The sequence below is a fragment of the Sphingopyxis sp. BE259 genome (assembly GCF_031457495.1).
Lineage (GTDB): Bacteria > Pseudomonadota > Alphaproteobacteria > Sphingomonadales > Sphingomonadaceae > Sphingopyxis.
Genome location: NZ_JAVDWM010000001.1, coordinates 2,709,305 through 2,734,476, shown reverse-complemented (window position 1 = coordinate 2,734,476; position 25,172 = coordinate 2,709,305). Strand labels below are relative to the sequence as shown.

General features: G+C 65.4%; 23 protein-coding genes and 1 tRNA gene. 21 read left to right on the top strand and 3 right to left on the bottom strand.

Translation table 11 applies throughout. The annotated features are described in order from the left end of the window. The first annotated feature begins 51 nt into the window (after positions 1-51). The 9 genes from gcvT (at position 52) to J2X44_RS13150 (ending at position 8,539) form a co-directional block, all read left to right on the top strand. Positions 52-1,218, top strand: coding sequence for a glycine cleavage system aminomethyltransferase GcvT (gene gcvT / locus J2X44_RS13190; RefSeq protein ID WP_310084818.1), 1,167 nt, complete (start codon positions 52-54; stop codon positions 1,216-1,218). Positions 1,219-1,221: 3 nt separating this feature from the next. Next, entirely contained in the window at positions 1,222-1,593 is a 372-nt protein-coding gene (gene gcvH / locus J2X44_RS13185) for a glycine cleavage system protein GcvH (protein WP_293703093.1), read from the top strand. Between the two features lie 84 nt (positions 1,594-1,677). Then, on the top strand, positions 1,678-2,460 hold the full coding sequence (locus tag J2X44_RS13180) for a glycosyltransferase (protein ID WP_310084816.1): 783 nt from the start codon (positions 1,678-1,680) through the stop codon (positions 2,458-2,460). A gap of 3 nt (positions 2,461-2,463) precedes the next feature. Beyond that, positions 2,464-3,822, top strand: a complete 1,359-nt coding sequence (gene gcvPA, locus J2X44_RS13175) for an aminomethyl-transferring glycine dehydrogenase subunit GcvPA (protein WP_310084813.1) — start codon at positions 2,464-2,466, stop codon at positions 3,820-3,822. Positions 3,823-3,854: 32 nt separating this feature from the next. Next, on the top strand, positions 3,855-5,411 hold the full coding sequence (gene gcvPB, locus J2X44_RS13170) for an aminomethyl-transferring glycine dehydrogenase subunit GcvPB (protein ID WP_310087048.1): 1,557 nt from the start codon (positions 3,855-3,857) through the stop codon (positions 5,409-5,411). Next, positions 5,408-5,746, top strand: coding sequence for a hypothetical protein (locus J2X44_RS13165; protein WP_310084811.1), 339 nt, complete (start codon positions 5,408-5,410; stop codon positions 5,744-5,746). The genes gcvPB and J2X44_RS13165 overlap by 4 nt, the downstream gene beginning before the upstream one ends. A 47-nt stretch (positions 5,747-5,793) precedes the next feature. Next, positions 5,794-6,240 carry an ABA4-like family protein gene (locus J2X44_RS13160; protein ID WP_310084809.1) on the top strand — a complete coding sequence of 149 codons (447 nt, stop codon included), beginning with the start codon at positions 5,794-5,796 and terminating at the stop codon, positions 6,238-6,240. Further along, complete coding sequence (locus J2X44_RS13155) at positions 6,240-6,878, top strand: DUF938 domain-containing protein (protein WP_310087046.1); 639 nt, start codon at positions 6,240-6,242, stop codon at positions 6,876-6,878. Before J2X44_RS13160 ends, J2X44_RS13155 begins: the two co-directional genes overlap by 1 nt. Positions 6,879-6,979: 101 nt before the next feature. Continuing rightward, the gene (locus tag J2X44_RS13150) at positions 6,980-8,539 is read left to right on the top strand and encodes a fatty acid--CoA ligase (protein WP_310084806.1); all 1,560 of its coding nucleotides are present in this window, start codon (positions 6,980-6,982) and stop codon (positions 8,537-8,539) included. A gap of 382 nt (positions 8,540-8,921) precedes the next feature. Here J2X44_RS13150 and J2X44_RS13145 read toward each other — a convergent pair whose 3' ends face one another. Further along, the gene (locus J2X44_RS13145) at positions 8,922-9,539 is read right to left on the bottom strand and encodes a glutathione S-transferase (RefSeq protein ID WP_310084803.1); all 618 of its coding nucleotides are present in this window, start codon (positions 9,537-9,539) and stop codon (positions 8,922-8,924) included. Beyond that, complete coding sequence (locus J2X44_RS13140; RefSeq protein ID WP_310084800.1) at positions 9,536-10,474, bottom strand: DMT family transporter; 939 nt, start codon at positions 10,472-10,474, stop codon at positions 9,536-9,538. The genes J2X44_RS13145 and J2X44_RS13140 overlap by 4 nt, the downstream gene beginning before the upstream one ends. 92 nt (positions 10,475-10,566) lie before the next feature. Between J2X44_RS13140 and J2X44_RS13135 the strand changes: the two genes are divergently transcribed. From J2X44_RS13135 to J2X44_RS13100, 8 genes are all read left to right on the top strand, one after another. Continuing rightward, a tRNA-Trp gene (locus J2X44_RS13135) sits at positions 10,567-10,642 on the top strand. A gap of 607 nt (positions 10,643-11,249) precedes the next feature. Then, positions 11,250-12,734: a carboxylesterase family protein gene (locus J2X44_RS13130; RefSeq protein WP_310084798.1), complete on the top strand. Its 1,485-nt coding sequence runs from the start codon at positions 11,250-11,252 to the stop codon at positions 12,732-12,734. 4 nt (positions 12,735-12,738) lie between these two features. Next, complete coding sequence (locus tag J2X44_RS13125; RefSeq protein ID WP_310084795.1) at positions 12,739-13,512, top strand: SDR family oxidoreductase; 774 nt, start codon at positions 12,739-12,741, stop codon at positions 13,510-13,512. A 236-nt stretch (positions 13,513-13,748) separates the two neighbouring features. Then, a complete protein-coding gene (locus tag J2X44_RS13120; RefSeq protein WP_310084793.1) occupies positions 13,749-15,884 on the top strand; it encodes a TonB-dependent receptor in 2,136 nt (711 codons plus the stop codon). 2 nt (positions 15,885-15,886) lie between these two features. After that, entirely contained in the window at positions 15,887-17,293 is a 1,407-nt protein-coding gene (locus J2X44_RS13115) for an FAD-linked oxidase C-terminal domain-containing protein (protein ID WP_310084790.1), read from the top strand. Beyond that, complete coding sequence (locus J2X44_RS13110) at positions 17,293-18,618, top strand: MFS transporter (protein WP_310084789.1); 1,326 nt, start codon at positions 17,293-17,295, stop codon at positions 18,616-18,618. The genes J2X44_RS13115 and J2X44_RS13110 overlap by 1 nt, the downstream gene beginning before the upstream one ends. A 37-nt stretch (positions 18,619-18,655) precedes the next feature. Further along, entirely contained in the window at positions 18,656-19,405 is a 750-nt protein-coding gene (locus J2X44_RS13105; protein ID WP_310084786.1) for an AraC family transcriptional regulator, read from the top strand. Continuing rightward, positions 19,402-20,106 carry a FadR/GntR family transcriptional regulator gene (locus J2X44_RS13100; RefSeq protein WP_310084784.1) on the top strand — a complete coding sequence of 235 codons (705 nt, stop codon included), beginning with the start codon at positions 19,402-19,404 and terminating at the stop codon, positions 20,104-20,106. Before J2X44_RS13105 ends, J2X44_RS13100 begins: the two co-directional genes overlap by 4 nt. Positions 20,107-20,124: 18 nt before the next feature. Here J2X44_RS13100 and J2X44_RS13095 read toward each other — a convergent pair whose 3' ends face one another. Beyond that, complete coding sequence (locus J2X44_RS13095; RefSeq protein WP_310084782.1) at positions 20,125-20,754, bottom strand: TetR/AcrR family transcriptional regulator; 630 nt, start codon at positions 20,752-20,754, stop codon at positions 20,125-20,127. Positions 20,755-20,848: 94 nt separating this feature from the next. On the opposite strand from J2X44_RS13095, the gene J2X44_RS13090 reads away from it, so the two are divergent. Genes J2X44_RS13090 through J2X44_RS13075 form a run of 4 tightly spaced genes read left to right on the top strand, consistent with a single transcriptional unit; the run spans position 20,849 to position 25,110 of the window. Then, positions 20,849-21,985, top strand: a complete 1,137-nt coding sequence (locus J2X44_RS13090; protein ID WP_310084780.1) for an ABC transporter permease — start codon at positions 20,849-20,851, stop codon at positions 21,983-21,985. Continuing rightward, positions 21,982-22,716, top strand: a complete 735-nt coding sequence (locus J2X44_RS13085; protein WP_310084778.1) for an ABC transporter ATP-binding protein — start codon at positions 21,982-21,984, stop codon at positions 22,714-22,716. The genes J2X44_RS13090 and J2X44_RS13085 overlap by 4 nt, the downstream gene beginning before the upstream one ends. A gap of 4 nt (positions 22,717-22,720) precedes the next feature. Continuing rightward, on the top strand, positions 22,721-23,719 hold the full coding sequence (locus J2X44_RS13080; RefSeq protein WP_310084775.1) for a biotin/lipoyl-binding protein: 999 nt from the start codon (positions 22,721-22,723) through the stop codon (positions 23,717-23,719). Next, entirely contained in the window at positions 23,719-25,110 is a 1,392-nt protein-coding gene (locus tag J2X44_RS13075; RefSeq protein ID WP_310084773.1) for an efflux transporter outer membrane subunit, read from the top strand. Before J2X44_RS13080 ends, J2X44_RS13075 begins: the two co-directional genes overlap by 1 nt. Positions 25,111-25,172: the final 62 nt, after the last annotated feature.

Below are 25,172 nucleotides of genomic sequence, written 5' to 3'. Positions count from 1 at the left end.
AAAGGTGCGGCAGCCCGCCGCGCATCCGCCGTGCAACCGCGGGAGACTGACATGACCGAAACCGAACAGCTCGACGAAGACGCCGCAATCGAGGCAGCGACCGAGGTTCTGCCGCTCGACGCCTGGCATCGCGCCAAGGGCGGCCGGATGGTCGAATTCGCGGGCTACTGGATGCCGATCCAGTACGAAGGCATCATGGCCGAACATTTGTGGGTGCGCGAAAACGCCGGTCTGTTCGACGTCAGCCATATGGGGCAGTTGCTGCTCTCGCACGAAGGCGGCGACAAGGCGGCGCTCGACGCAGCGGTCGAGGCGCTGCTGCCGATCGACCTGTCGACGCTGCAGTTGGGTATGCAGCGCTATTCGCTGCTGCTTGCCGAGGATGGCGGCGTCCTTGACGATCTGATGGTCTCGCGTTGGCCCGAATATCTCTATCTGGTCGTCAACGGCGCCACCAAATGGGACGACATCGCGTATCTGCGCGAGCATCTGCCCGACGACATCGTGATCAATCATCTCGACGATCAGGCGCTGCTGGCGCTGCAGGGCCCCGGCGCCGAGGCGGCGCTGAGTCGCCACGTGACCGGCCAATGGCCGCTTTCGGCGCTGGTATTCATGCGCTTCGGCGCGTTTCAGATCGGCGGCGTATCAGCGACGATCAGCCGGTCGGGCTACACCGGCGAAGACGGGTTCGAGATTTCGGTCCCTGCCGAAGCCGCGGCGACGGTGGCCGATCTGCTGTGCGGCGAGCCGGAGGTGAAGCCTATCGGATTGGGCGCACGTGATAGTCTGCGGTTGGAGGCGGGATTGCCGCTCTATGGCCATGATCTCGATCCAGCGATCGACCCTGTCGAGGGCGACCTGTCCTTTGCGATCCAGAAACGGCGCCGCGGGGAAGGCGGTTTTCCCGGCGCGGCGCGCATCCTTGGGCATCTCGCCGACGGCAGCCCGCGCAAGCGCGTCGGCTTGCTGATCGATGGCAAAATGCCAGTGCGCGAGGGCGCCAAGCTGTTCGACGGCAACACCGAAATTGGCGTCGTGACGTCGGGCGGCTTCGCCCCTAGCGTCGGCGCGCCGATCGCCATGGGCTATGTGCCGCGCGACCATGCCGAGCCGGGCACCGCAATCGCCGCCGAAGTGCGCGGCAAGCGGGTGGCCTGCACCGTCGTCGCCATGCCTTTTGTCCCGCATAATTATGTTCGTAAAACAGGAGCTTGATCGATGCCGCGTTATTACACCGAAGAGCATGAGTGGATCGATGTCGACGGCGACGTCGCGACGGTCGGCATCACCGATTTCGCGCAGGGCCAGCTGGGCGACATCGTGTTCGTCGAGGTTCCCGATACCGGCGCCGAGCTCAGCCAGGGCGGCGACGCCGCGGTGGTCGAATCGGTGAAGGCGGCGAGCGACGTCTATGCCCCCGTCGATGGTACCGTGACTGAAGGCAACAGCCAGCTGGAGGAAGACCCGGCGCTGGTCAATTCGGACCCCGAAGGCGAAGGCTGGTTCTTCCGCCTGGCGCTGAGCGACAAAAGTCAGCTCGACGGGTTGATGGACGCCAAGGCCTACAAAGCCTTCTGCGACGCGCTTTAGCGATCGCACCCCTCTCTTCAGGGGAGGGGCTTTTTTGGAGACAATGCGATCGCCACGACCGCCGCCCTCGCCAATTGCCGCCTGATGGTGGCGACGCCCATCTACGAAGGCGCGCAGGGCACCTATGTCCGCGCGGCGCTGGCGCTGGCGCTGCGGGCGCAGGCGGCGGGCGTGTCGGTGCGCTTCGAATTCATCCTGTACCAGCCGTCGATCACTCGCGCCCGCAACATGCTGGCCGCGATGTTCCTGGCCAGCGAATGCACGCATCTGCTGTTCATCGATGCCGACATCGACTTTTCGGCCGATGATGTGTTTTCGTTGATCGAGGCGATGGCGGCGCACCCCGAATGCGGGGTGCTGGGCGGTGCTTATCCGCGGCGGATGACCAATTGGGCCAATGTCGCGCGCGCGGTCGAGTTAGGAATGGCGAAGCACAATCCCGGCGATCTCGCGCGCTATGCCGGCGATTTTGCGCTGCATTTCCTTCATCCCGACCAGAATTTCCGGATGACCGATCTGGTTGAGCTGACCCGGCTCGGCACCGCGATGATGTTGATCCGCCGCGAAGTGCTTGAAGGTATGGCGGCGGCGATGCCCGAGTTGGTGTTCCGCCCCGATCCAGCCGAGCGACAGGCGCATGGCGTTGGCGAGGTCGTTCCGGCCTTTTTCTGCCCCTATATCGAACCCGAAAGCCAGGCATTGCTGTCCGACGATTACGCCTTTTGCCGCCGCGTTTGCGATGCTGGTTACCGCATCTGGCTGGCGCCGTGGGTTCGCACCACCCACGCGGGACCAGCGATCTTTTCCGGCACCCTTGCCGACACCGTCCAGCTTTTTTCCCAAAATCCAGCTTCTTCTGCGGAGTAGTTCATGCGTTACCTCCCCCTTACGGCCGACGACCGCAGCGCGATGCTGGCGACGATCGGTGCAGCGACGATCGACGATCTGTTTGCCGATGTCCCTGTCAACGCGCGGCTCGACGGCCCGATCGCCGACCTACCGCTGCACGCCAGCGAGCTGTCGGTCGAGCGCCATATGGCGGCGCTGTCGCGGCGCAATCGCGCGGCGGGCGACGGTCCCTTCTTCCTTGGTGCGGGCGCCTACCGCCACCACGTCCCCGCCAGCGTTGACCATCTGATCCAGCGCGGCGAGTTTTTGACCGCCTATACCCCGTATCAGCCCGAAATCGCGCAGGGCACGCTCCAGATGCTGTTCGAATTCCAGTCGCAGGTCGCGCGGTTGCTCGGCACCGACGTCGCCAATGCGTCGATGTACGATGGATCGACCGCGTGCTGGGAGGCGATCGTGATGGCGCGGCGGATCACCAAGCGCGGCAAGGCGCTGTTGTCGACCGGCCTTCACCCGCATTATCGCAGCGTGGCGCGGACGATGGCGAAATATACCGGCGATATGCTCGTTGATGGCGATCCGAGCCTTGCGGCGGGGACCGATTGGGCGGAACTGGCCGACGCAATCGACAAGAACACCAGCTGCGTCGTCGTCCAATATCCCGACATCCTCGGCCGCATCGACGACATGACCATGCTCGCAACGGCTTGTCAGGCGGCGGGCGCGCTGCTGATCGCGGTGGTCACCGAACCCGTCGCGCTTGGCCTGATCAAGGCGCCGGGCGAAATGGGCGCCGACATTGTGGTCGGTGAGGGTCAGTCGCTCGGTGTCGGATTGCAATTCGGCGGGCCGTATGTCGGCCTGTTCGCCTGCAAGACCAAATATGTCCGCCAGATGCCGGGGCGCCTGTGCGGCGAAACGGTAGATGCCAATGGCAAGCGTGGCTTCGTGCTGACCCTCTCGACCCGCGAGCAGCATATCCGCCGCGAAAAGGCGACGAGCAATATCTGTACAAATTCAGGGCTCTGTGCTTTGGCCTTCAGTATTCACATGACCTTGCTTGGAGAGGCGGGGCTGCGGCAATTGGCGGCAATCAATCACGGCCGCGCCAAAGCGGCCGCGGCCGAACTGGCAAAGATCCCCGGCGTGTCGGTGATGAACGACGGCTATTTCAACGAATTCACCCTGCTGCTGCCGACCGAGGCCCGCCCCGTCGTCCACCAGCTGGCCGAAAAGGGCGTCCTGGGCGGTGTATCGCTCGGCCGCCTCTATCCCGACAACGCAGCGCTAGGGAACGGCCTCGTCGTCGCCGTCACCGAAACCGTGACCGAGGCGGACATTTCCGCCTTTGCCACGGCGCTGAAGGAGGTTCTGGCATGACCGCGCTCAACCCCGCCGGCTGGCGCCCCGAAATGACTGCTGCGGGCGGCGCCGACGACCGCGCCACCTTCACCGGCAACCGCGCGCTGATGCTGGAGGAAGCGCTGATCTTCGAAATCGGCTCGACCGCCACCACCGGCGTCGATTTCGACGAAGCCGCGCCCGCCGCCGATCTCAGCGGCCTCGCGCGCACCGCGCCGATCGGCCTGCCCGGGCTGAGCGAAGCCGAAACCGTGCGCCACTACACGCGCCTGTCGCGGCAGAATTACGCGATCGACCTCGGGCTGTTCCCGCTCGGCAGCTGCACGATGAAGCATAACCCGCGCCTCAATGAAAAGGTCGCGCGCATGTCCGGCTTCGCCGACGCGCACCCGCTGCAACCGCAGGAAACGGTGCAGGGCGCCTATGCGGTCATCCACGAACTCGCCGAATGGCTGATCACACTGACCGGCATGCACAGCGTCGCAATGTCGCCCAAGGCCGGCGCGCATGGCGAATTGTGCGGCATCCTCTGCATCAAGGCGGCGCTGGAAGCGCGCGGCGAAGATCGCCGTGTCATTCTGGTCCCCGAAAGCGCGCACGGCACCAACCCCGCGACCGCGGCCTTTGCGGGCTTTACCGTCGAGGATATTCCGGCAACCGAGGCGGGCCGCGTCAACCTCGAAGCGCTCAAGGCGCGCCTTGGCCCCGACGTCGCGGGGGTGATGATCACCAACCCCAACACCTGTGGGCTGTTCGAGCGCGACATGAAGGCGATTTCGGACGCGGTCCACGCCGCGGGCGGTTATGTCTATTGCGACGGCGCCAATTTCAACGCGATCGTCGGCCGGGTGCGCCCCGGCGACCTTGGCGTCGATGCGATGCATATCAACCTGCACAAAACCTTTTCGACCCCGCACGGCGGCGGCGGCCCCGGCTCGGGGCCGGTCGTTCTGTCCGAAGCCCTTGCGCCGTTCGCGCCGCTGCCCTTCGTCACTCCGCACGAGGGCGGCTTTCGGCTGATCGAAGAGGAAAGCGCAGGCGAGGATCATCCGCAGACCTTTGGCCGCATGACCGCCTTCCACGGCCAGATGGGCATGTTCACCCGCGCGCTGACCTATATCCTCAGCCACGGCGCCGACGGGCTGAAGCGGGTGGCCGAGGATGCGGTGCTCAACGCCAATTATGTTTTGCGCAGCCTGGAGGGCGTGCTCGACGCGCCGTTCGCCGCATCGGGGCCGTGCATGCACGAGGCGCTGTTCAGCGACAAAGGCCTCGCCGAGGGCTTCTCGACCCTCGACATCGCCAAGGGGCTGATCGATGAGGGTTATCATCCGATGACCGTCTATTTCCCGCTCGTCGTCCATGGCGCGATGCTCGTCGAGCCGACCGAGACCGAAAGCAAGGCGGCGCTCGACCAGTTCATCGGCGCACTGCGCAGCGTCGCGATGCGCGCCAAGAACGGTGACCCGGCACTGAAAACCGCCCCCCATTTCGCGCCGCGCGCCCGGCTGGACGAGACTGCGGCAGCACGCAAGCCGATCCTGGCGTGGAACGAACCCGCTGCGGCGCCCGGTGCGCCGTCGCTGAGCGAGATCGGCGGCAGTTGAACCACGACCGCAACCGCGCCACGCCGCGGGGTGACGTCGGTTGCCTCGCTGCCAGCGCGCTGTTCGCGGTCGTTTTCGCCGTCGTCTGGCTCGCCGCGATCACGCTCTATGGCCTGATCGTCGAGCAGTGGGAACTGGTCCGCGTTCGCCGCGAATTCAGCTACGACTGGGTGTTCCTTTACGCGCCGCTGATCGCGATCGGCTGCGGCACGGCATTGGTGTTCGTCGCCGCGCGGCGCTTCCCGGCGGCGCGGGTGACCATGCTGATCGTGGTGACCGGGTTGATCGCGTTGCTTGGCGGGCTATTGCTGTTCGGGCTGGGCGGACTGATCTAGCATTGCGTCAAGGCCGTCATTGCGCGCCGGGTGGGGGGAGACTGTAAATGACCTGGGATACGATATTTCTGCTCGCCAATTATTGGGCGTTTGCCAGCTGGATCGCGCTCGCCTTCCTGCCGCGCGGTCCGAAAATTCTTGCCGCAATCCTCTATGCCGGGGTGTTCCTGCTCTGCCTCGCCTATACGGTGATGATCGTCGGCTTTCTCAGCGGCGGCATCGATCCGGGTGGTCCCGGCGGCGGTGACTTCACGACGCTGGCGGGGGTGATGAAGCTGTTCGACAGCCCGGGCGGCGCGACCTTGGGGTGGGTCCATTATCTGGCGTTCGACCTGTTCACCGGCCTGTGGATCGCGCGTGACGCCGATCAAAAGGGCTTCAGCCGCGTCGTGCAATTCCCCTTCCTGTTCCTGACCCTGATGGTCGGCCCGGTGGGGCTGCTCGCGTGGCTGATCGTGCGGGAGCGCCGCGCGCGGGCGCAGGCCAAGGGCTGATGGGCTCCTCGCCGCCGTGGATGCCCGACGACGGCGGCAGCGACGACAGGCGTCACGCCCCAGCGACGCTGCGGAACCGTGATGCCATCGCGGCGGTACTCGCCGAATGGTTGCCTGCGACCGGGACGGTGCTGGAAGTCGCGAGCGGGTCGGGCGAGCATGTCGTCCATTTCGCCGCAACTTTCCCGGCGCTGCAATGGCAACCGAGCGATCCCGATCCGGCCGGGCTGGTCTCGATCGCCGCCTGGTGCGGTGAAGCGGGGCTGCCGAACATCGCGCCGCCGCTGGCGCTCGATGCGTCCGCTGACGGCTGGCCGATCGATCACGCCGACGCGATCCTGTGCATCAACATGGTGCATATCAGTCCGTGGGCGGCGACGCTGGGGTTGCTGGCGGGCGCGGCGCGGCTGCTACCGGGCGGGGCGCCGATGATCCTCTACGGCCCTTATATCGAGCCCGACGTGCCGACCGCGGACAGCAACATTGCTTTCGACGCCAGCCTTCGCGCACGCGATCCGGCGTGGGGGCTGCGTAACATCGATGACGTCAAGGTGGCAGCCGCTGCCGCGGGCCTGATCTTCGCCGAACGCCGCGCAATGCCTGCGAACAATCTTATGCTCCTCTTCCGCCGCACCTGACGTTGCTGACAGGGTTGTCGATAGGCGCTTTACCTGCCGCCCACAGCCGCTAGCCTTTCTCCAATTGCACGCAAAAGATGCGATTCGAGGAGAGAGAGTTCATGCCGCGCGACGTTTCGGATCTTTTCACATTCGACGAATTCCTGACCCATTGGGCCAGCGAGCGCGCCGACCGCGTCGCGCTGCGTGAGGAAGACCGTGTTTACACCTATGCCGAACTCGACGATGCGACCGCGAAAGTCGCCTCGGCGCTATTTGCCGCAGGGCTGCAAAAGGGCGATCGGATCGCGTGGATCGGCAAGAACAGCGATCTCTATTTCATCCTCTTCTACGGCGCCGCACGCGCCGGGATCGTCATGGCGCCGATCGGCTGGCGGCTGTCGCCGACCGAGTGGGCGTTCATCGTCAACGACACGCAGGCGAAGATGGTGTTCGCGGGGCCGGGATTCGAAAATCTGGCCGAGCAGCTGGCGGGCAAACTCGACCATGCCCCCACCATTGTCGGAGCGGCTGAGGCGCGGGTGATGATCGACGGCGCCGCGCGGACCGCCTTCGCCCCGTCGGGCACCGATGATGCGGTGCTCCAGCTCTACACCTCGGGCACTACCGGCAATCCGAAGGGCGCGGTGCTGTCGAACCGCAACCTGTTCGCGCTCCGCAAACATTCGAACGACCTCGACCTGCCCTACACCAAATGGGACGATGACGAGGCGGTGCTGGTCGCGATGCCGTGCGCGCATATCGGCGGCACCGGCCTTGGCATCATGGCGCTCGCCGCCGGGCTGCCTGGCATCATCCTGGCCGAATTCAACCCCGATGGGGTGTTCGACGCGGTCGAGCAGCATGGCGTGACGCGCTTTTTCATGGTCCCCGCGGCGCTGCAATTCCTGCTGATGCACCCGCGCTGCGCCACGGTCGATTACAGCCGCCTCAAATATATCCTCTACGGCGCCGCGCCGATCCCGCTCGAATTGCTGCGCCAGTGCATCCAGATGTTCGGGGCGCAGTTCATTCAGGCCTATGGCATGACCGAAACCACCGGCACCATCTCGATGCTGCCGCCCGAGGATCATGACCCGGCGGGCAATGCGCGGATGCGCTCGGCGGGCAAGCCGTTGCCGGGGGTCGAGATCAAGATCCTTGGCCCCGATGGCGGAGCGGTGCCGGTGGGTGAAGTGGGCGAGGTCGTCACCCGGTCGTCGAACAATATGCTGGGGTATTGGAACCTGCCCGATGCGACCGCCAAGACGGTCAGCGCCGATGGCTGGATCCGCACCGGCGACGCGGGCTATCTCGACGAGGATGGCTATCTGTTCATCCACGACCGGATGAAGGACATGATCATTTCGGGCGGCGAGAACATCTACCCCGCCGAGGTCGAAAGCGCGATCTTTGGCCACCCCGCGGTGCAGGAGGTCGCGGTGTTTGGCATCCCCGACGACAAATGGGGCGAAAGCGTGAAGGCGGTATGCGTCGCCAAGCCCGGGATGACGGTCGACGAGGCCGACATCATCGCTTGGGCACGCGAACGCATCGCCCCGTTCAAATGCCCGCGCAGCGTCGATGTAATCGATGCATTGCCAAGAAATGCCAGCGGCAAGATTTTGCGCAAGGATCTGCGCGCGCCATATTGGGCAGGGTATGCGCGGATGGTGAATTGAGCGGCGGTTGGCGACCGGGAGCGGACGTTCGCTGTTTTTTACTTCGTCATTCCCGCGAAAGCGGGAACCCAGGGCGTGCGTCGGCTGATCCCACCCTGGGTTCCCGCTTTCGCGGGAATGACGAGGGTGGGGAACGTCCGCTCCCCACCCCAAAGCAGACATCGCCTCCAAAAAGGCCTTTCCTACATTACCCGGCTGTGCCAGCCTTCATTTGGCGCCTTTATCTGGCGCAGAAAGAGGTCCAAATCGCGGCACGCACAAGGCTGAACTTTTCTGAACTTTGGACCATCTCGTGGTCCGCGTCGGCCCAATTCCCGATCAGGCCCGTCCCAGAGCCAGTCGAAGGCATCGCGATGAAGAACGCCGCGCCAGACTTGAGCCGCTAACCCCTCTGTCTCTCTCGCGCCCGCACAAACCCCTCGCGCGCCACGCACCGCGCCAGCCACGCCTTGGTGGCTTCGCCCAGCACATCGTCCGCCCCCAGCGTCGTTGCCAGAAACGCTGCATAGCCGATCGCGATATCGGCAATCGTGAACCGCCCCGCGACCAGCCATTCGCGCCCGTCGCTTAGCGTCGTCTCAATGCTCTTGGCGCGACCGCCAAAGAAGGCTTTGTAGTCCTCGACCGCCTGCGCCAGCCGCCGCTCCTCAGGCTCTACCCGCGTGTAACGGATCATGATCGCCAGCGGAAATGTCAGCGTCGCGTCACTGCGGTGCAGCCAGTTTCGATAATCCCAATAATCGCCCTCGTCGCGGCGCACCTCCAGCGGCGTTCCTTCGGCAATGCGTTCGCAGATCGCGGCCGATTCGGTCATCAGCCGCCCATCCTCGACCCAGCCGGGGATCGTCATCAGCGGGTTCACGGCGCGATAATCGGGCTCGAACGCGCGCGGCGGGAATTTCAGGACGCGCAGGTCGACATCGATCCCGGCCTCCTCGACCGCCCACAGACAGCGCAGCGAGCGGGCGTCGGGGCAGTGGTAGAGGATCGGTAACGTCATGCGGCAACCTCCTTGGGGCGGGCGATATGGCGGCGATGCTCGCGCCAGGCGATGAACAGGCCCGACGCGATGATCAGTGGCGCGCCGACCCAGGTCGTATCGGCGGGCAGGGTGCCGAAAAACCACCAGCCAGCAGCGATCGCCCACAGCAGGCTGGAATAATCCATCGGGATCACGACCGCGACCGGGGCGAGGCGCAGCGCGCCGGTCAGCGACATCTGGACGACCGCGCCGAGAAATCCGAGCGCGAGCAGCAGCAGCCATTCGCTGCCGCTGTGCGGGGTGAAAACAAAGGGCAGGGCGATGCCGAGGGGGATCATCGACAGCAGGCTGAACCAGAACACAATCGTCGCGGCGTTTTCGGTGCGGCCGAGGTCGCGCACGGCAATGGTGATCAGCGCGGTCATGATCGCCCCCGCCAGCGCGACTAGCGTGCCAAGGCCGTGCGCGCCGCCGAACCCGCCCGCAAAGCTCGTGAAGGGATCGAGCACGACCAGCACGCCGACAAAGCCGATGACCACCGCGCTCCACCTTTGCCATCCGGTCGCCTCGCCGAGCAGCAGCGCGGCAAAGATCACCGCAAAGATCGGCACCGACAGGCTGATCGTCGTCGCCTCGGCCATTGGTAGCAGGATCATGCCGCCGAAATTGCACGCCATGCCGGTCAACCCCATCAGCATCCGCCGGGTGTGGGCGCCTATGCGGTTGGTTTTCAGGGAGGCGAAGCCGCCGGTCGCCATCACCCACAGGAGCAGGAAGGGCAGGACCAGCGCCTGGCGCCAGAACAGGCTTTCGACGATGTGGATGCCCGACCGATCGACATATTTGACGACCACGAACATCAGCGACAGGCTGGCCATCGCCAGCAGCCGCAGCGCGATGCCGCCCAGATAGTTTTGCGGCGCGGCGGCCGAGGGGGCGGCGACAGATGTCATGCGAATTTGCGCATATCAGCACGGCCGGTGCGTGCAAGCCGCGATCCCTCTTGCCCCGCCTTGCCAATCGGGCTAGTGGCCCACTCCGGCCTAGGGGTATAGCTCAGTTGGTAGAGCATCGGTCTCCAAAACCGAGGGTCGTAGGTTCGAGTCCTACTGCCCCTGCCAGGCCGTCCCATAGCGTCCCACGGGATTTGAACACGTCCCACCGTCGGACGGTCGGATACATGCCGAAAAGCTCGCCTCTGAAACGCCCAGACCGTCTCACGACCTGTTGGTTGAGTATTCAGCGCTTACCCCAATCAAGCGGTTTGCAAGTGGGCGTGTTGGCAGGAGCGGAATTTTACCGACTCCAGCCGGCAATCTCTATTCGCGCTTGTCGCAAATTGGTGGGATATGCCGTTCATCGCGAGGGCTGATGGCTAAGGCCAACAGCGCTCGGCCGCCGGTTTGAATCCTGCGTCGTACGCCTGGCAATCTCGCGTTTCTCGGTCCGCGGTTTGGGTCAAGCTAGTCGTAGTTCGCTGCAAGTCATGTGACTGACGCCTCCGTCCGCTGTGCCGGAATATAGTGTCCGGACCGCGGATAAGGCTACGCCGAGCTCGGCGCAGCTATTGGAAGAGCCCCCATGTGCCGAAAGCCGTCGCCCTGCTGCTTGGGGTCGCGTCAACCGGCCGACGGCCGATGGAGTCGACCCGGTCGGGCACATTTCTTCATCCGCTGGGCAAATCGACAATGGTAGGCGCGGGGCCAAACGAAGTGATACGCTGGCGCCATGACCGACGATCCAGACAGCAGATTAGCCACCATCGAAAGCGGGACGATCCGCGGCCGCATCGACGGCTCGGTCGTGCGCTTTCTTGGTATTCCATATGCCGCCCCCCCACGGCGGTTCGAATTGCCGCAGCCGCCTGCCGACTGGGACGGCGTGCGCGACATGGATGAGCCGGGTCCGGCGGCACCGCACCGGATCAGGCCTTTTCCTGCGATCGACCCTTCGCCGCTCATCGGTCATGGCAGCGACGGCACCGACGGTGACTATCTCCGCCTCAACATCTGGGCGCCGCAAGATTCCAAGGCGGCGCCGGTCATGGTGTTTATCCACGGCGGCGGTTTTGTCGGCGGTTGCAAGGACGCGGTGGTTCATGACGGCACAGCCTTCGCTGCGTCGGGCGTCGTGTGCGTCGCCATCAACTATCGCATGGGCATCGATGGCTTCCTGCCGGTGCCGGGCGTGCCGACCAACCTCGGACTGCGCGACATGCTTTTCGCGCTGGCGTGGGTGCAGCGCAATATCGCGGCCTTCGGCGGCGATCCCGCAAATGTGACCGTGTTCGGCGAGAGCGCAGGGGCGATGGCGATAGCCGATCTGGTGACCTCGCCGCTGGCGACAGGCCTGTTCCACCGCGCGATCATCCAGAGCGGGCATGGTGCGATGGTGCGCGAGATCGGCGTTGCACAGCGGCTCGTCAGGAAACTCGCCAAAATCCTGCGCGTTACGCCTGACGCTGATGGCTTCCGCGGCCTGTCGCACGCCGCCGCGATGGACGCGATCGACAAGGTTGCGAAGCCTTGGGCCATAGACCTGCGCGATGGTCATGGGCGCGACCCGGTCTATGGGATCAGCCGCTTCATTCCGGTTTATGGCGACGACATATTGCCCGAAAAGCCTGTCGATGCGCTGCGCAAAGGTGCGGGCCGCGATGTGGACATTGTGATCGGTTCCAACGCCGAGGAGATGAACCTCTATTTCGTGCCGACGGGTGTGCGCCGCAAGATCGGGGGATTGCTGGCGCGCTGGCTGCTCGGGCGATCGCACCCGCAAGCAAAGGCGGTGCTGACGGCTTATGGTTACAAACAGCAGGGTGTGCGGCCGGGCGATGCGATGACGCGCGCGATGGACGATTTGGTGTTCCGCTGGCCCGCACGCCAATATGCCGCGGCGCATCAGGGCAGGACATGGATGTACGAGTTCGACTGGCGTTCGCCCGCCTGCGACGGCGACCTGGGGGCGTGCCACGGGATCGAGCTACCCTTCGTGTTCAAGACCTTGCCGAGCGTCACCGGGCCGCGGGGGCTGGCGGGGATGGACCCGCCGCAGGCGCTGGCTGAACATGTCCACCATCTGTGGGCGGGATTTGCGCGCGGCGGAGCGATGCCCTGGCCCGAGTTCGGCCCCGACCGGATGGTGTATCAGATGACGCGCGGCGAAGCCGTTCACGAACCGGCGATGCCCGCTGCCGCCTTCGTCCCCGAGTAAGCCGATGTATCTGGAGAGACTGCGCGTCGATGGGCGCACCGCCTTTGTCACGGGCGGCGCACGGGGGATCGGGCTTGCCGCGGCCGAGGCGCTCGCCGAAGCGGGCGCCCGGGTCACGATTGCCGACCGCGATGCTGCCGCGCTCGATCGCGCGATCGCCGGGCTGGCGGCCAAGGGCTATGCCGTGTTTGCCGCGCAACTCGACGTCACCGACAGCGCAGCGGTCGACGCCGCCGCCGCCGCGATGCTGGCCCGCGACGGCCACATTGACATCCTGATCAACAATGCCGGGATCGCGCGCAGCGAGACGGCGGCGGAGGACGTCGCCGACAATCATTGGCTGAACGTGCTCGATGTGAACTTGAACGGCAGCTTCTGGTGCGCGCGCGCCTTTGGACGGCATATGCTGGCGGCGGGGCGGGGGAGCATCGTCAATGTCGGGTCGATGTCGGGCATCATCGTCAACCGGCCGCAGCCGCAAAGCTATTATAACGCGTCAAAGGCCGCGGTGCATCAGCTGACCAAAAGCCTTGCCGCCGAATGGGCGGGGCGCGGCGTGCGGGTGAATGCGGTGGCGCCGACCTATATCGCGACGCCGCTCAACGCTTTTGCCGACAAGGAAGGCGAGATGTATCGCCGCTGGATCGACGGCACGCCGATGGCGCGGCTGGGCGAGCCCGAGGAGGTCGCGGCGGTGATCCTGTTCCTGGCGTCGGATATGGCGAGTTTGATGACCGGGAGCGTTGTGCTGGCTGACGGTGGCTATAGTTGCTGGTGACGTCTCCTCAATAACATCGTCATTGCGAGCGCAGCGAAGCAATCCAGAGTGCGCGTAAACCGCTCTGGATTGCTTCGCTGCGCTCGCAATGAAGAGACTTCGGGGGGCAACGTCAATTACGACACCCTGCAAATTCCGTCTGCCGATCGGCACAATCGACGACCTTTCATATAGGTTGAAAAGCTGTCAGATAGGTTCCGACGGGCGGCTCAGACCGCCGTATTTGGGGATGTCCGATGACCAAGCTGAATTTCGCCGTTTCCACCGCCGTGCTGGCGACCATGCTCGCTGCGACGCCCGCCCATGCGCAGGATGCCGCCGGTCCCGCCGCCGCCGAAGCGGACGATGAAGAAATCATCGTCGTCACCGCCCGCAAGCGCGACGAAACGCTGTCCGACGTGCCCATCGCGGTGACCGCGATCGACGGCGACACGTTGACCGCGCGCGGGATCAATTCGGTACGCGAGGCCGCGGTGCTGTCGCCGGGTCTCAACATCAACAGCGACGGTTCGGGCCGCGCCTTTGTCGCGATCCGCGGCGTCGGGGTGACGCTGGTGCAGTCGGTGCAGCCCGGTGTCGGCCTGTTCATTGATGGCATTTACCAGCCGAACACCGCCTATCTGAACAACCCGCTGCTTGATGTCGAACGCATCGAAGTGCTGCGCGGCCCCCAGGGGACCCTCTATGGCAAGAATACGCTGGGCGGCGCGATCAACGTCATCACCCGGCAGCCGAGCGATGTGTTCGAGGCGCGCGCCAATGCCAGCTATGCCGGCCCCGACAACAGCTGGCTGGTGTCGGGCGCGGTGAGCGGGCCGCTCGCTGGCGACGTGCTGGGCTTTCGGCTCGCGGCCTCGCATCGCCAGCAGGACGGCTTCCTGACCAACACGCTGCTGAACAAGGACGCCAACCGCTTCAACACCGATTCGATCAACGCGACGCTGCGCCTCACCCCGTCGGAAGGCTTTTCGCTGACCATCAAAGGCTATTATGACTGGGTCGACGGGGTGAACACGCCCTATTCGCGCGTCAGCGGGCCGACCGATTATCGGCGCGATGTCCAGTTCAATACGCTGAACGAGGTTTCTTACAAATATCGCGGTATCAACGCCCGCGCCGAAGCCGACCTGGGCGGCGGGTCGAAGTTGAGCGTCATCGGCGCCTATGACATGCGCAACAGCTTCATACCCGACAACGACGGCGATTTCGGCCCGACCAATACGGTGCGGACGGTCGGCCGCGACAGCTTGCGTACGATGACGTTGGAAACGCGGCTCGACAGCGAATGGACCGATCAGATTTCGACGCTCGTCGGGGTTTTCTATAGCAACGAGGCGACGCGCGCGAACGTCACCGACACGATCTCGCTGGTTCATCCGATCCTTGGCCCGGTCAGCATCGTGCGCAACACGGTGTCGAAGAATGTCGCCGACACCTATGCGGCGTTCGGCACCATGTTCTGGAAACCCAATTCCGATTGGGAAGTCGCACTAGGGCTGCGCTACGATCGCGAGGACCGGGTGTCGCGCAGTGCGATTTCGGGAGCCAACCTCCCGATCGCGAAACTAAAAGCGAGCGAGTGGCAGCCCAAGCTGACGGTGTCGCGCAAATGGAGCCCCGATCTGATGACCTATGTGTCGGTCGCGCGCGGCTATCGTGGCGGTGGTTTCAACGCGCCGACGGCGCCGACGCGGACCTACAACGGGGATTCTGCGTGGACATATGAGGCGGGCGCGAAATACGCCACACCGCGCCTGATGCTGTCAGGCGCCGTCTTCTACAATGACTATAAGGACTATATCGGGCTGAACTCGATCGCCCCCGCGGCGGGCGGCGGGCTGGTCACGGTCGATCTCAATACGGGCGACGTCGAAAGCTATGGCGTCGAACTCGAAGCGATGGTGCGGCCGGTGCCCGCCTGGACGGTGCGCGGCGGCTTTACCTACATGCACGCGCGGATCACCGACGACAGCGACTATGTGGGCACCACGGGGCGCCAGCTATCGTCCGACCGGCTGACGTTCCAGCCCGACTGGCTCGCCAATATTTCGACCGACTATCGGATCGAGATGGGCGGCGACGACGAAGTCGTGCTGAGCGCCGGGTTGTTCGGCAAGGGCAAGCGGTTGGCCGCGACGCTGAACCAGACGACGCCGACCTTCCTCGACAGCTATTGGCTGACCAACGCATCGATCGCCTATCGCACCGGTCCGGTCGAGATCGCGTTGTTCGCGAACAACCTGTTCAACACCGAATATTTCGAAAGCTATATCGAAAAAACGACACTGCAGCTCGCGGGCCTGCCGGCTTCCGACCTGGGTATCACGGGGGATCGCCGCCGTTATGGCGTACGCGCTAGCCTGAAGTTTTGACCATGGCGGGGACGACGGGGCATTCGGGGGAGCGCAAGCCGCTCCCCGCCAGCCTGGTGGGGGCGTTGGAGGCGCGGTTTGGGGACCGTTTCCAGCGGGGCGAAGCGGTGCTCGGGCAGCATGGATCGAGCGAGTCCCATTTCGCTCCCGTGCTGCCCGACGCCGTCGTCTTTGCCCATTCGACCGACGATGTCGTTGCGTTGGTCGAACTGTGTGCCGCCGCGGATATTCCGATTGTGCCGTTCGGCGCCGGGACGTCGATCGAGGGCAATGCGCTTGCGGTCCAAGGCGGCATTTCGCTCGACATGAGCCAGATGGATCAGGTCGTCGCGGTGAACGCCGAAGATTTCGACTGTGTCGTCCAGCCGGGCGTGCGGCGCGAAGAACTCAATGTCCATCTGCGCGATCAAGGGCTGTTCTTTCCGATCGATCCGGGCGCCAATGCGACGATCGGCGGCATGGCGTCGACCCGCGCATCGGGCACCAACGCGGTGCGTTATGGCACGATGAAGGATGCCGTGCTCAGCCTCGAAATCGTGACGCCGCAAGGCAAGGTGATCCGCACCGCGCGGCGGGCGCGCAAATCGGCGGCGGGCTATGATCTGACCCGGCTCTATGTCGGGTCCGAGGGGACGCTGGGCATCATCACCGAAGTGACGCTGCGGTTGCATCCGGTGCCCGATACCATATCGGCGGCGGTGTGCAGCTTTGACACGCTGGGCGGCGCGGTCGACACGGTGGTGCAGTCGATTCAGTGCGCGGTGCCGCTGGCGCGGGTGGAGATCCTCGACACCAAACAGATGATCGCGGTGAACCGTTGGTCCAAGCTAAATTATCCCGAGGCGCCGACTTTGTTTTTCGAGTTTCACGGCAGCGCTGCGAACGTGGCCGAACAGATTGAGACAGTGAAAGCGCTCGCCGAAGCCAATGGCGGCAGCGCGTTCGACTGGTCGAACTTGCCCGAGGAGCGAACGAAGCTGTGGCGCGCCCGGCATGAGGCCTATTATGCCGCGGTCAATATGCGCGCGGGCGCGATCGGGTGGGCGACTGACGTGTGTGTACCGATCAGCCGCCTTGCCGAATGTATTGCCGAAACGCATGTCGATCTCGACAAGTCGAGCGTTCCTGCGACGATCCTTGGCCATGTCGGCGACGGCAATTTTCACGTCATCTTCTCTATCGATCCGGGCGCCCCGGAAGAATTGGCAGAGGTCGAGGCGGTCAACGCGCGGATCGTCGAACGCGCGCTCGCGATGGACGGCACCTGCACGGGAGAGCACGGCATCGGCATCGGCAAGCAGGAATGGCTCGTGGCCGAGCTCGGCGATGCGGTCGAGCAGATGCGGCTGATCAAACGTGCGCTCGACCCGCAGAACCTGCTCAACCCCGGCAAGATTTTCACGCTGTGATGGCGACACAGGCCGAACCGCTGGCTTCACCCCACACGCGGCTGATGGCGCCCGCAACGCTCGTCCCGCTGCTGTTGCTCGCGCTGGTGACGACGATGGGCTTCACCGCGCTGGGCAGCTTTGGCACGATCCAGGAAAGCGCCAAGGCCGAACTGGGGCTGAGCGACGATGTACTGGCGCTGATACAGGGGCTTGGCGCTGCGGTGCCGATGGTGCTGTTTTCGATCCCGATCGGCATCTTGGTCGATCGGCGGAGCCGCGTGCGGCTGACGATCGGACTGGCGCTGCTCTGGACGCTCGGCACCTTGTTGACCGCTTTTGCACCGAGCGCGACGCTGCTGACCGCGGCGCGGATGCTCGTTGGCATCGGCGCGACGGGATCGCTCACCGCGGCGCTGTCGCTGTGTGCCGATTTCTGCGCGCCCGACCAGCGCGGCCGCGCGATGCTGATCGTCAACCTCGGCAAGGCGCTGGGGGTAGCGCTCGGCTTTGCGCTCACCGGCTGGCTGTTCGGATGGCTGACCGATTTTTCGGCGGTCGGCTGGCTGGCTGAGCTGGCGCCGTGGCGCGGCACGCATGTGCTGCTCGCGGCGATCAGCGCGCTGTGCCTGCTGCCATTGGTGTTGCTGCGCGAACCCGAACGCCGCGAGGTCGAGGTAAGTCCCGACGCGCCGTTCCGTGTCGTCGCCGCCGAACTTTGGGCGCGGCGCGCCTTTCTGGGGCCGTTGTTCGCGGGGCAGGTTGCCGTCGTGATGGCCGACGTTGCCGCGACGGTGTGGGTCGCGCCGGTGTTGTCGCGCGATTTCGGGCTTCAGCCACAACAATTCGCCAGTTGGGTGGGCGCACTGATGTTCGGCACCGGCGTCGCGGGTGCGGTGCTGGGCGGAATTTCGGCCGACATCGGGCAGCGTAGCCAGCGTCGCGGCGGATTGCTGCTGGGGGCGGTCGTCGCTGCGGGGATTGGGGTGCCTGCCGCGCTGTTTCCGCTGATGCCAAACATCGCCGGGCTGGCCATCGCGCTGGGCGTGATGTCAATGTGCGGTGCGGTGACCGGGCTGGTCGTGTCGGTTGCGCTGACCGTGCTGCTGCCCAACGAACTGCGCGGCCTGTGCATCGGCGCCTTCATCGCGATCGCCGGGCTGATCGGCTTTGGGCTGGCGCCGTGGATCGTGACGCAGGTAAGCGGATTGATGGGCGGCGAGGCGATGCTGGCCGAAGCGCTGGCGCTGGTCGGGGTGATCGTCAGCGCGTTGTCGTTCCTGGCTTTCCTGCTCGCGATGCGGCGCGCGCCGGAACCTATCATACAGCAATTGCCAAAGCTGTAAGATAGGTCTATAGCGGATGGCAAGGGAGTTTTGCGCCATGCCGACCAAACACAGCGTCATCGTCTCGACCGAAATGACGACGTTCGTCGGTCCGGGATCGTGTGATCGCCTGTTGCTGCCACCCGATGCGTTGCTGATCGGTTTCGGCGGCAGCGGCGAACCGGTGGTAAGCACCCTGGCGTTTCGCGAGCTGGAGAGTGAAGGCCATTTGCTGGTGTTTGCGGTGTCGCGCGGCGCATGCCGCCGCCTGTTTGGTGTGTTGCCCGAAGCGGGCGGGCGTTGGTATCTGCCATCCGATTTGCGCGCGTTGGGGCAGTCGATCGTGGCGCCCGAATGCGATGCGGCGGCGGCGGATACGCTGCGGCTGGCGCGTAGCATCGAAATGCTGTGCCAGCTGTTCGCGGCGTTAATCGCGGGCGATCTGGTGGCGGTCGACGGGCAGCCGGGGTTGACCGAAAGCGACATCGCGCGGATCGCCGCGGCGCGGCGGATCGTCGACACCCGTTGGGACGAAAAGCTGACGATCGACAATATAGCGCGCAGTTGCGGGATCAATCGCGACAAGCTGACCCGCGGCTTTCGCGAACTTTATCATTGCAGCGTCGGCGAGGCGCTGAGCGAGCGGCGGTTGCGGCAGGCGCGGACGTTGCTCGCGGCGAGCGACCTGCCGGTGGCCAGCATCGGTTATCGCTGCGGCTATCTGAATAACGCCAGCTTCACGCGCGCTTTCTCGCGGCGCTTCGGCATGGCGCCGACCGCGATGCGGCGGATGGGGGTCGCGGCATGAGCGGAATGATCGACCTTGGCCGCGGTTCGCTGGTCGACCGGGCGGTGGATGCGGTGCGCGACTATATTCGCGCCCATGACCTTAAGGTCGGCGACACGCTGCCGGGTGAGGGGAGCTTTGCGACCCAACTGGGCGTCAGCCGTCCGGTGATGCGCGAGGCGTTCGGTGCGCTCACCGCGCTGCGGCTCGTCGATGTTGGCAATGGCCGCAAGCCGCGCGTCGCGGCGATCGATGGCTCGGTGATGGCGGCGTCGATGGGGCACGCGGTCAACACGGCGCAGGTGTCGCTCGCCGATGTGTGGGAAGTACGCCGGACGTTGGAGCTGCGGACCGCCGAACTGGCCGCGATCCATCGCAGCGAGGAACAGGCGCAGGCGATCCTGACTGCCGCCCATGGGCTGTCGGTCGAGCATGACGAGGCGGCGCGCACGGCGGCGGACACGCGATTTCACCAGACGATCGCCGCTGCCAGCGGCAATCAGCTGTTTCTGCAGATTGTCCGTTCGTTCGAACAACTGATGGCGGTCGCCATCCCCCGCGCCTGGGCCGGGCGCACGACGCGCGAGGAGCGCGACGAGACACTGGCGCTGCACCGCGAGGTTGCCGAGGCGGTTGCCGCGCGCGACCCTCTGCGCGCGCGCGCCGCGATGGAAAGCCATTTCGACAATTCAATCGGTGAAATGCTCAAGGATCAATTTTGAACCGAGCGGTCGGCCGCATTACGCGGCGCCGCCATAAATTTTCAAAAATGCTTCGACGGCTGCCTCTACCCTTTGCCGCGTTGCCTTATCGCTGGGTGGAGCGCCAAAGCGGTGCTCGACGTCGCCGAAGCCCTTGCACATCGCCGCGAACTGCTCGGCTGCGAGCGTCGGATCGGGGATCACGAGCGCCCCGCTTGGCGCGATGGCCGCCAGGAAGGATGCCATCGTTGCCTTCATTCGCCGCGGGCCTGCATTCAGGAAGGCCAGGCCGATTTCAGGATTGCGTTCGGTTTCGGCGGCGATGCGGCGCTCGAACTGCACCATCTCGGGCCGCGACAGGAACGCCACCATGGCATGGCCGATATCGAGCAGCCGATCGCGCAGCGATGTCGACCCGTCCCCGTCGATCGAAAAATGGCTCCGCATCCGCTCGCATTCCCGTTCGATCGCGGCGGTGAACAAGCCCTGCTTGTCGGAAAAATGATTGTAGATGGTGACTTTCGACACGCCCGCCGCCGCGGCGATCTGTTCAATCGCCGCCGCGCCATAGCCCTGTTCGAAAAAGGCGTTGGTCGCCGCCGCCAAAATCGCTTCGCGCTTGGCAAGATCGGCAGGCCGACCAAGATTTTTTTTCGGCGCGATTGACAAACTATACGCTTCCGTTCATTTATACGGCACCGTTCAATAATGTTCGAAAACAGCAACGGTTGCAAGACTCGCCGAATAAAGGGCTCTCCCCCCGATGGTCTGGATCGCGATACGAATGCTGACCGGCGACGCGACCAAATTTTATGGTCTGTTGTTCGGCATTGCCTTTTCCACCCTGTTGATCACCCAGCAGCTGACGATCTTTGTCAACCTGATCGAACGCGGCGCCAGCGGCGTCTATAACGTCCCGTCGGCCGACGTGTGGGTGATGGATCCGGTCAGCCGGACGACCGACGTCCATCTGCCGATGCCCTCGACCGCGCTGGACCGGGTCCGGTCGGTGGCGGGCGTGGAATGGGCGGTCCCGCATTTGCGCGCCGCGGCGTCGGTACGCACCAAGGAAGGCGATCTGGAAGGCGTGTCGGTCATCGGCGTCGATGATGCGACTTTGATCGGCCTGCCGCGCCGGATGGCGTTGGGTGCGACCGATGTGCTCGAACGGCCCGACGCGGTGGTGATCGACGATGTGGGGACGGTGCGCTTTTTTCCGGTCGGCTATGATCCGGTCGGCGAACGGCTGGAGCTGAACGATCAGCGCGCCGTGATCATGGGGGTCGCCGACGCGATCCCCAGCTTTACGAGCCAGGTCACGCTTTACACCCGCTACAGCCGCGCGCTCAATTTTGTGCCCGGGACGCGCAACCGGCTGAGCTTTGTCCTCGTCGGCGCCGCGCCGGGCGTGGATGCCAAAACGCTGGCGACGCGGATTACGCAGGACACCGGGTTGCGCGCCCGCACCCGCGACGAGTTTGCCCGCGACGGGGTCGATTTCATCATCGAAAACACCGGCATCCCGCTTAACTTCGGGATCACCGTGCTGCTTGGCTTTGTTGTCGGCGTGGCGATCGTCGGCCTGACTTTCAGCCTGTTCATCCGCGACAATATCAAACAGTTCGGCGCGTTGAAGGCGATTGGCGTCAACAATGCCAAGATCCGGCGCATGGTGGCGGCGCAGGCGGCGATGGTCGGCCTGATCGGCTATGGCTTGGGGGTGCTGGGCACGGTGCTGTTTATCTGGGGCTTTTCCAGCAATCCGACCTTCAAGGGCTTTTACATTCCGTGGCAGGTGCCGCTGATCAGCCTGGTCGCGGTGACGCTGATCCTGGCGCTGACCGGATGGGTCGCGCTGCGCCGGGTGCTGAAGACCGAACCTGCAGCGGTGTTTCGATGATCGGCGCGGTCGAAGCCAAAAAAGCCACCGCTGTTACGGCGATTTCGACGCGCGGGGTAGCGCGCGACTTTACCGCCGGGCAGCAGACGATCCGGGTGCTGCATGGCATCGACCTCGATGTCCGCGCCGGTGAGCTGACCTATCTGGTCGGGGAATCGGGGTCGGGAAAGACGACGCTGATTTCGATCATGTGCGGCATCCTGTGGCCGACCGAGGGTGAGGTGCGGTTGTTCGGCACCGACATCTATAATCTCAGCGACCGCGACCTGGTGGATTTTCGCCTTCGCAACGTCGGTTTCATTTTCCAGCAATATAATCTGATCCCGGCGATCGATGCGGCGTCCAACGCCGCGGTGCCGCTGATCGCGCAGGGGATGGATCGCGGCGAGGCGCGCGCCCGCGCGATCGAATTGCTCGCCGCGCTCAACATCGCCGACCAGGCGGACAAACTGCCCAGCCAGTTGTCGGGTGGGCAACAGCAGCGCGTCGCCATCGCGCGCGCGCTGGTCCACCAACCGCGACTGGTGGTTTGTGACGAGCCGACGGCGGCGCTCGACGCCCGGTCGGGCCGCCGCGTGATGGATTTGCTGCGCGAGGTCGCGCTCGCCGACGATCGGTCGGTGATCATCGTCACCCACGACAACCGCATTTTCGACCTCGCCGACCGCATCCTCGTGCTCGAGGACGGCCGGATCACCCACGACGGCCGCGATATGCCCAAGGACCATTGACGCCATGACCCGACGCTTTGCCAACCTTAATGTCTCGCGCCAGATCCTGCCCGCCCTTGCTTTGCTCGGGTTGGTGATCGCGGTGATCTTTATCGCGACCGGGCTTCCCGACCGCGAGCTTGAACCGCCGCAGCAGACGCCGCCGCGCGCGACCGGGGCGCTGGCCAACAGCGCGCGGGTGGCGGGCGCCGGAGTGGTCGAACCGTCGAGCGAGATCGTCGATGTCGGCACCGCGCTGTCGGGGCTGGTGATGGCGTTGAATGTTCAGCCCGGCGTCTATGTTGCAAAGGGCGATCTGCTGTTCACCGTCGACGACCGCGCGGTGCGGGCCCGGTTGCGCGAGGCCGAGGCCGCGATCGGCGAAGCGCGTGCCGCGATTGGCGAAGCCGAAGCGGCGCGTGTGACCGCGCACCGCCAGTTGGCGCTCTATCGCCAGGTCGATGATGCCGAGGCGGTCAGCCGCACCGAAGTGGTGCGCGCCGAGGGTGACGCGGCAGCGGCGGGCAGCCGTCTGGCGCTGGCGCGGGCGCGGCTCAATGCTGCGACGGCGGCGGCGGGCAGCGCGCGCACCGAATTGGCGCGGCTAGCCGTGCGCGCGCCGATTGCGGGCGAGATTCTGGCGGTCAACATCCGGCCGGGCGAATATGTTCAGGCGGGTGCGCCGCAGGGCAGCAGCGCCGAGCCCTATATCCGGATGGGCGAAACGCGCCCGCTGCACGTCCGCATCGACATCGACGAGGACCAGGTCGCCGATGTCGCGCTGGGGGCCAATGCGGTCGTGTCGCCGCGCGGCGCCGCCGAACGCCAGGTGGCGGCGACCTTTGTCCGGGCCGAACCGTTGGTGGTTCCCAAACGCTCGCTGACCAACAGCGCCGCCGAGCGCGTCGATGTGCGCGTGATGCAGGTCATCTATGCCTTGCCGGGCGGAACCGACCTGTTCCGTCCCGGGCAGCAGGTCGACGCGTTCATTCCCGCCAAGGCACCCGCGGAGGCGAAGCGGTGATGCGCAGGCCGCCTTTGTTTCTTGCGGCGATGCTTTTGGCCGGGTGCGCTGCCGGTCCGGCGCCGCAGGTCGACACTCCGCCGCCGATCCTGCCCGCAACCTTCGCCTATGTGCCGGATGCGGCGCAGGCGGGGTCGCTGGCGGCCTTGCTGCCGAGTGAAGACCCCGCGTTCGTCGCCCTTCAAACGGCCGCTATTGCCGATGCGCCGTCGCTCGGCGAGGCGGCGGCGCGGATCGAGCGTGCCCGCGCTGCCGCCCGACGCGCCCGCGCCGAACGCGCGCCGCAATTTGACGCGTCGGGCTCGGTCGAGACGAGCCGCAGCAATCCCGGCAGCATCGGCGCCAGCCTGCCGCCCGGCATATCGATCGACCCTGACCAGACGACCTATGGCGCGTCGGTCAGTGCGCGCTGGGATCCCGACATCTTTGGTCGTTTGCGGTCCGAACAGCGCGCCGCGTCGTTGCGGCTCGACGCCGCCACCGCCGACGCCGACGCGGTCCGCATCGCCCTGATTGCCGAGCTCGCGTCGCTGGTCGTCGATTGGCGCAGCCTGGATGCGCGCGCGGCGTCGTTGCAGAGCGATCTGGCGGCGGCCGAGCGATTGGTGACGCTGGCCGCGGCCAGGGCGACGGCCGGGCTGGCGCCCGGCGCCGACCGGGTGCGTGCCGAAAGCGTCGCGAGTGCGTCGCGGAGCCGCCTCGCGGCGCTCGGTAGCGAACGGGCGACGATCATTGGGCAATTGGTGAGCCTGACGGCACGCGATGCCGCCTGGGTCGAAGCCCTGCTGGTCATGCCCGGCATGGCGCAGCCATTGCCGTCGGCGCCTGCCGCCCTGCCGTCCGACTTGCTCGTTCGCCGCCCCGATGTCGTTGCCGCTGCGGCGCGACTTGCCGCGACCGACGCCGATCTTGCCGCGACCGCAGCGCGGCGGTTTCCGCGGCTTACGCTGTCCGGCAGCCTGGGCCTGCTGGCGTTCAGTCCCGGTCAGCTGTTCGATAGCGATTCGGTCATCGGTTCGCTCGCCGCCGCGATTGCTGGCCCGCTCTTTGACTTTGGTCGCATCTCGGCCGAAATCGACGGCGCCGCGGCGGACAAGACGCTGGCGTTTCACCAATATCGATCGGCGGTGTTCGACGCGCTGGGCGATGCGGAGTCGGGATACCGGCTGATCGCCGCCGCCGACGCGCGCGCCGCGGCTGCGACGCAGGAAGCCGCCCTATTGGCGCGAAGCGACGCTTTGACCGCAAGCCGATTTCGCGCCGGGCTGGCCGATCTGGCGACCGTGCTCGAGGTGCGGCGTCAGGCCGATGGTGCGGGGGAACGTGCGGCGACGGCGGTCGGTGAGGCGCGGCGCGCCCGGCTGCTGCTATGGCTGGCGCTGGGGGGGTAGCGGCGCCCTATCGCGCCCCATCGGTCTTTGCCGTGGATTGCCAATTTATCTGTCGGGCGCTA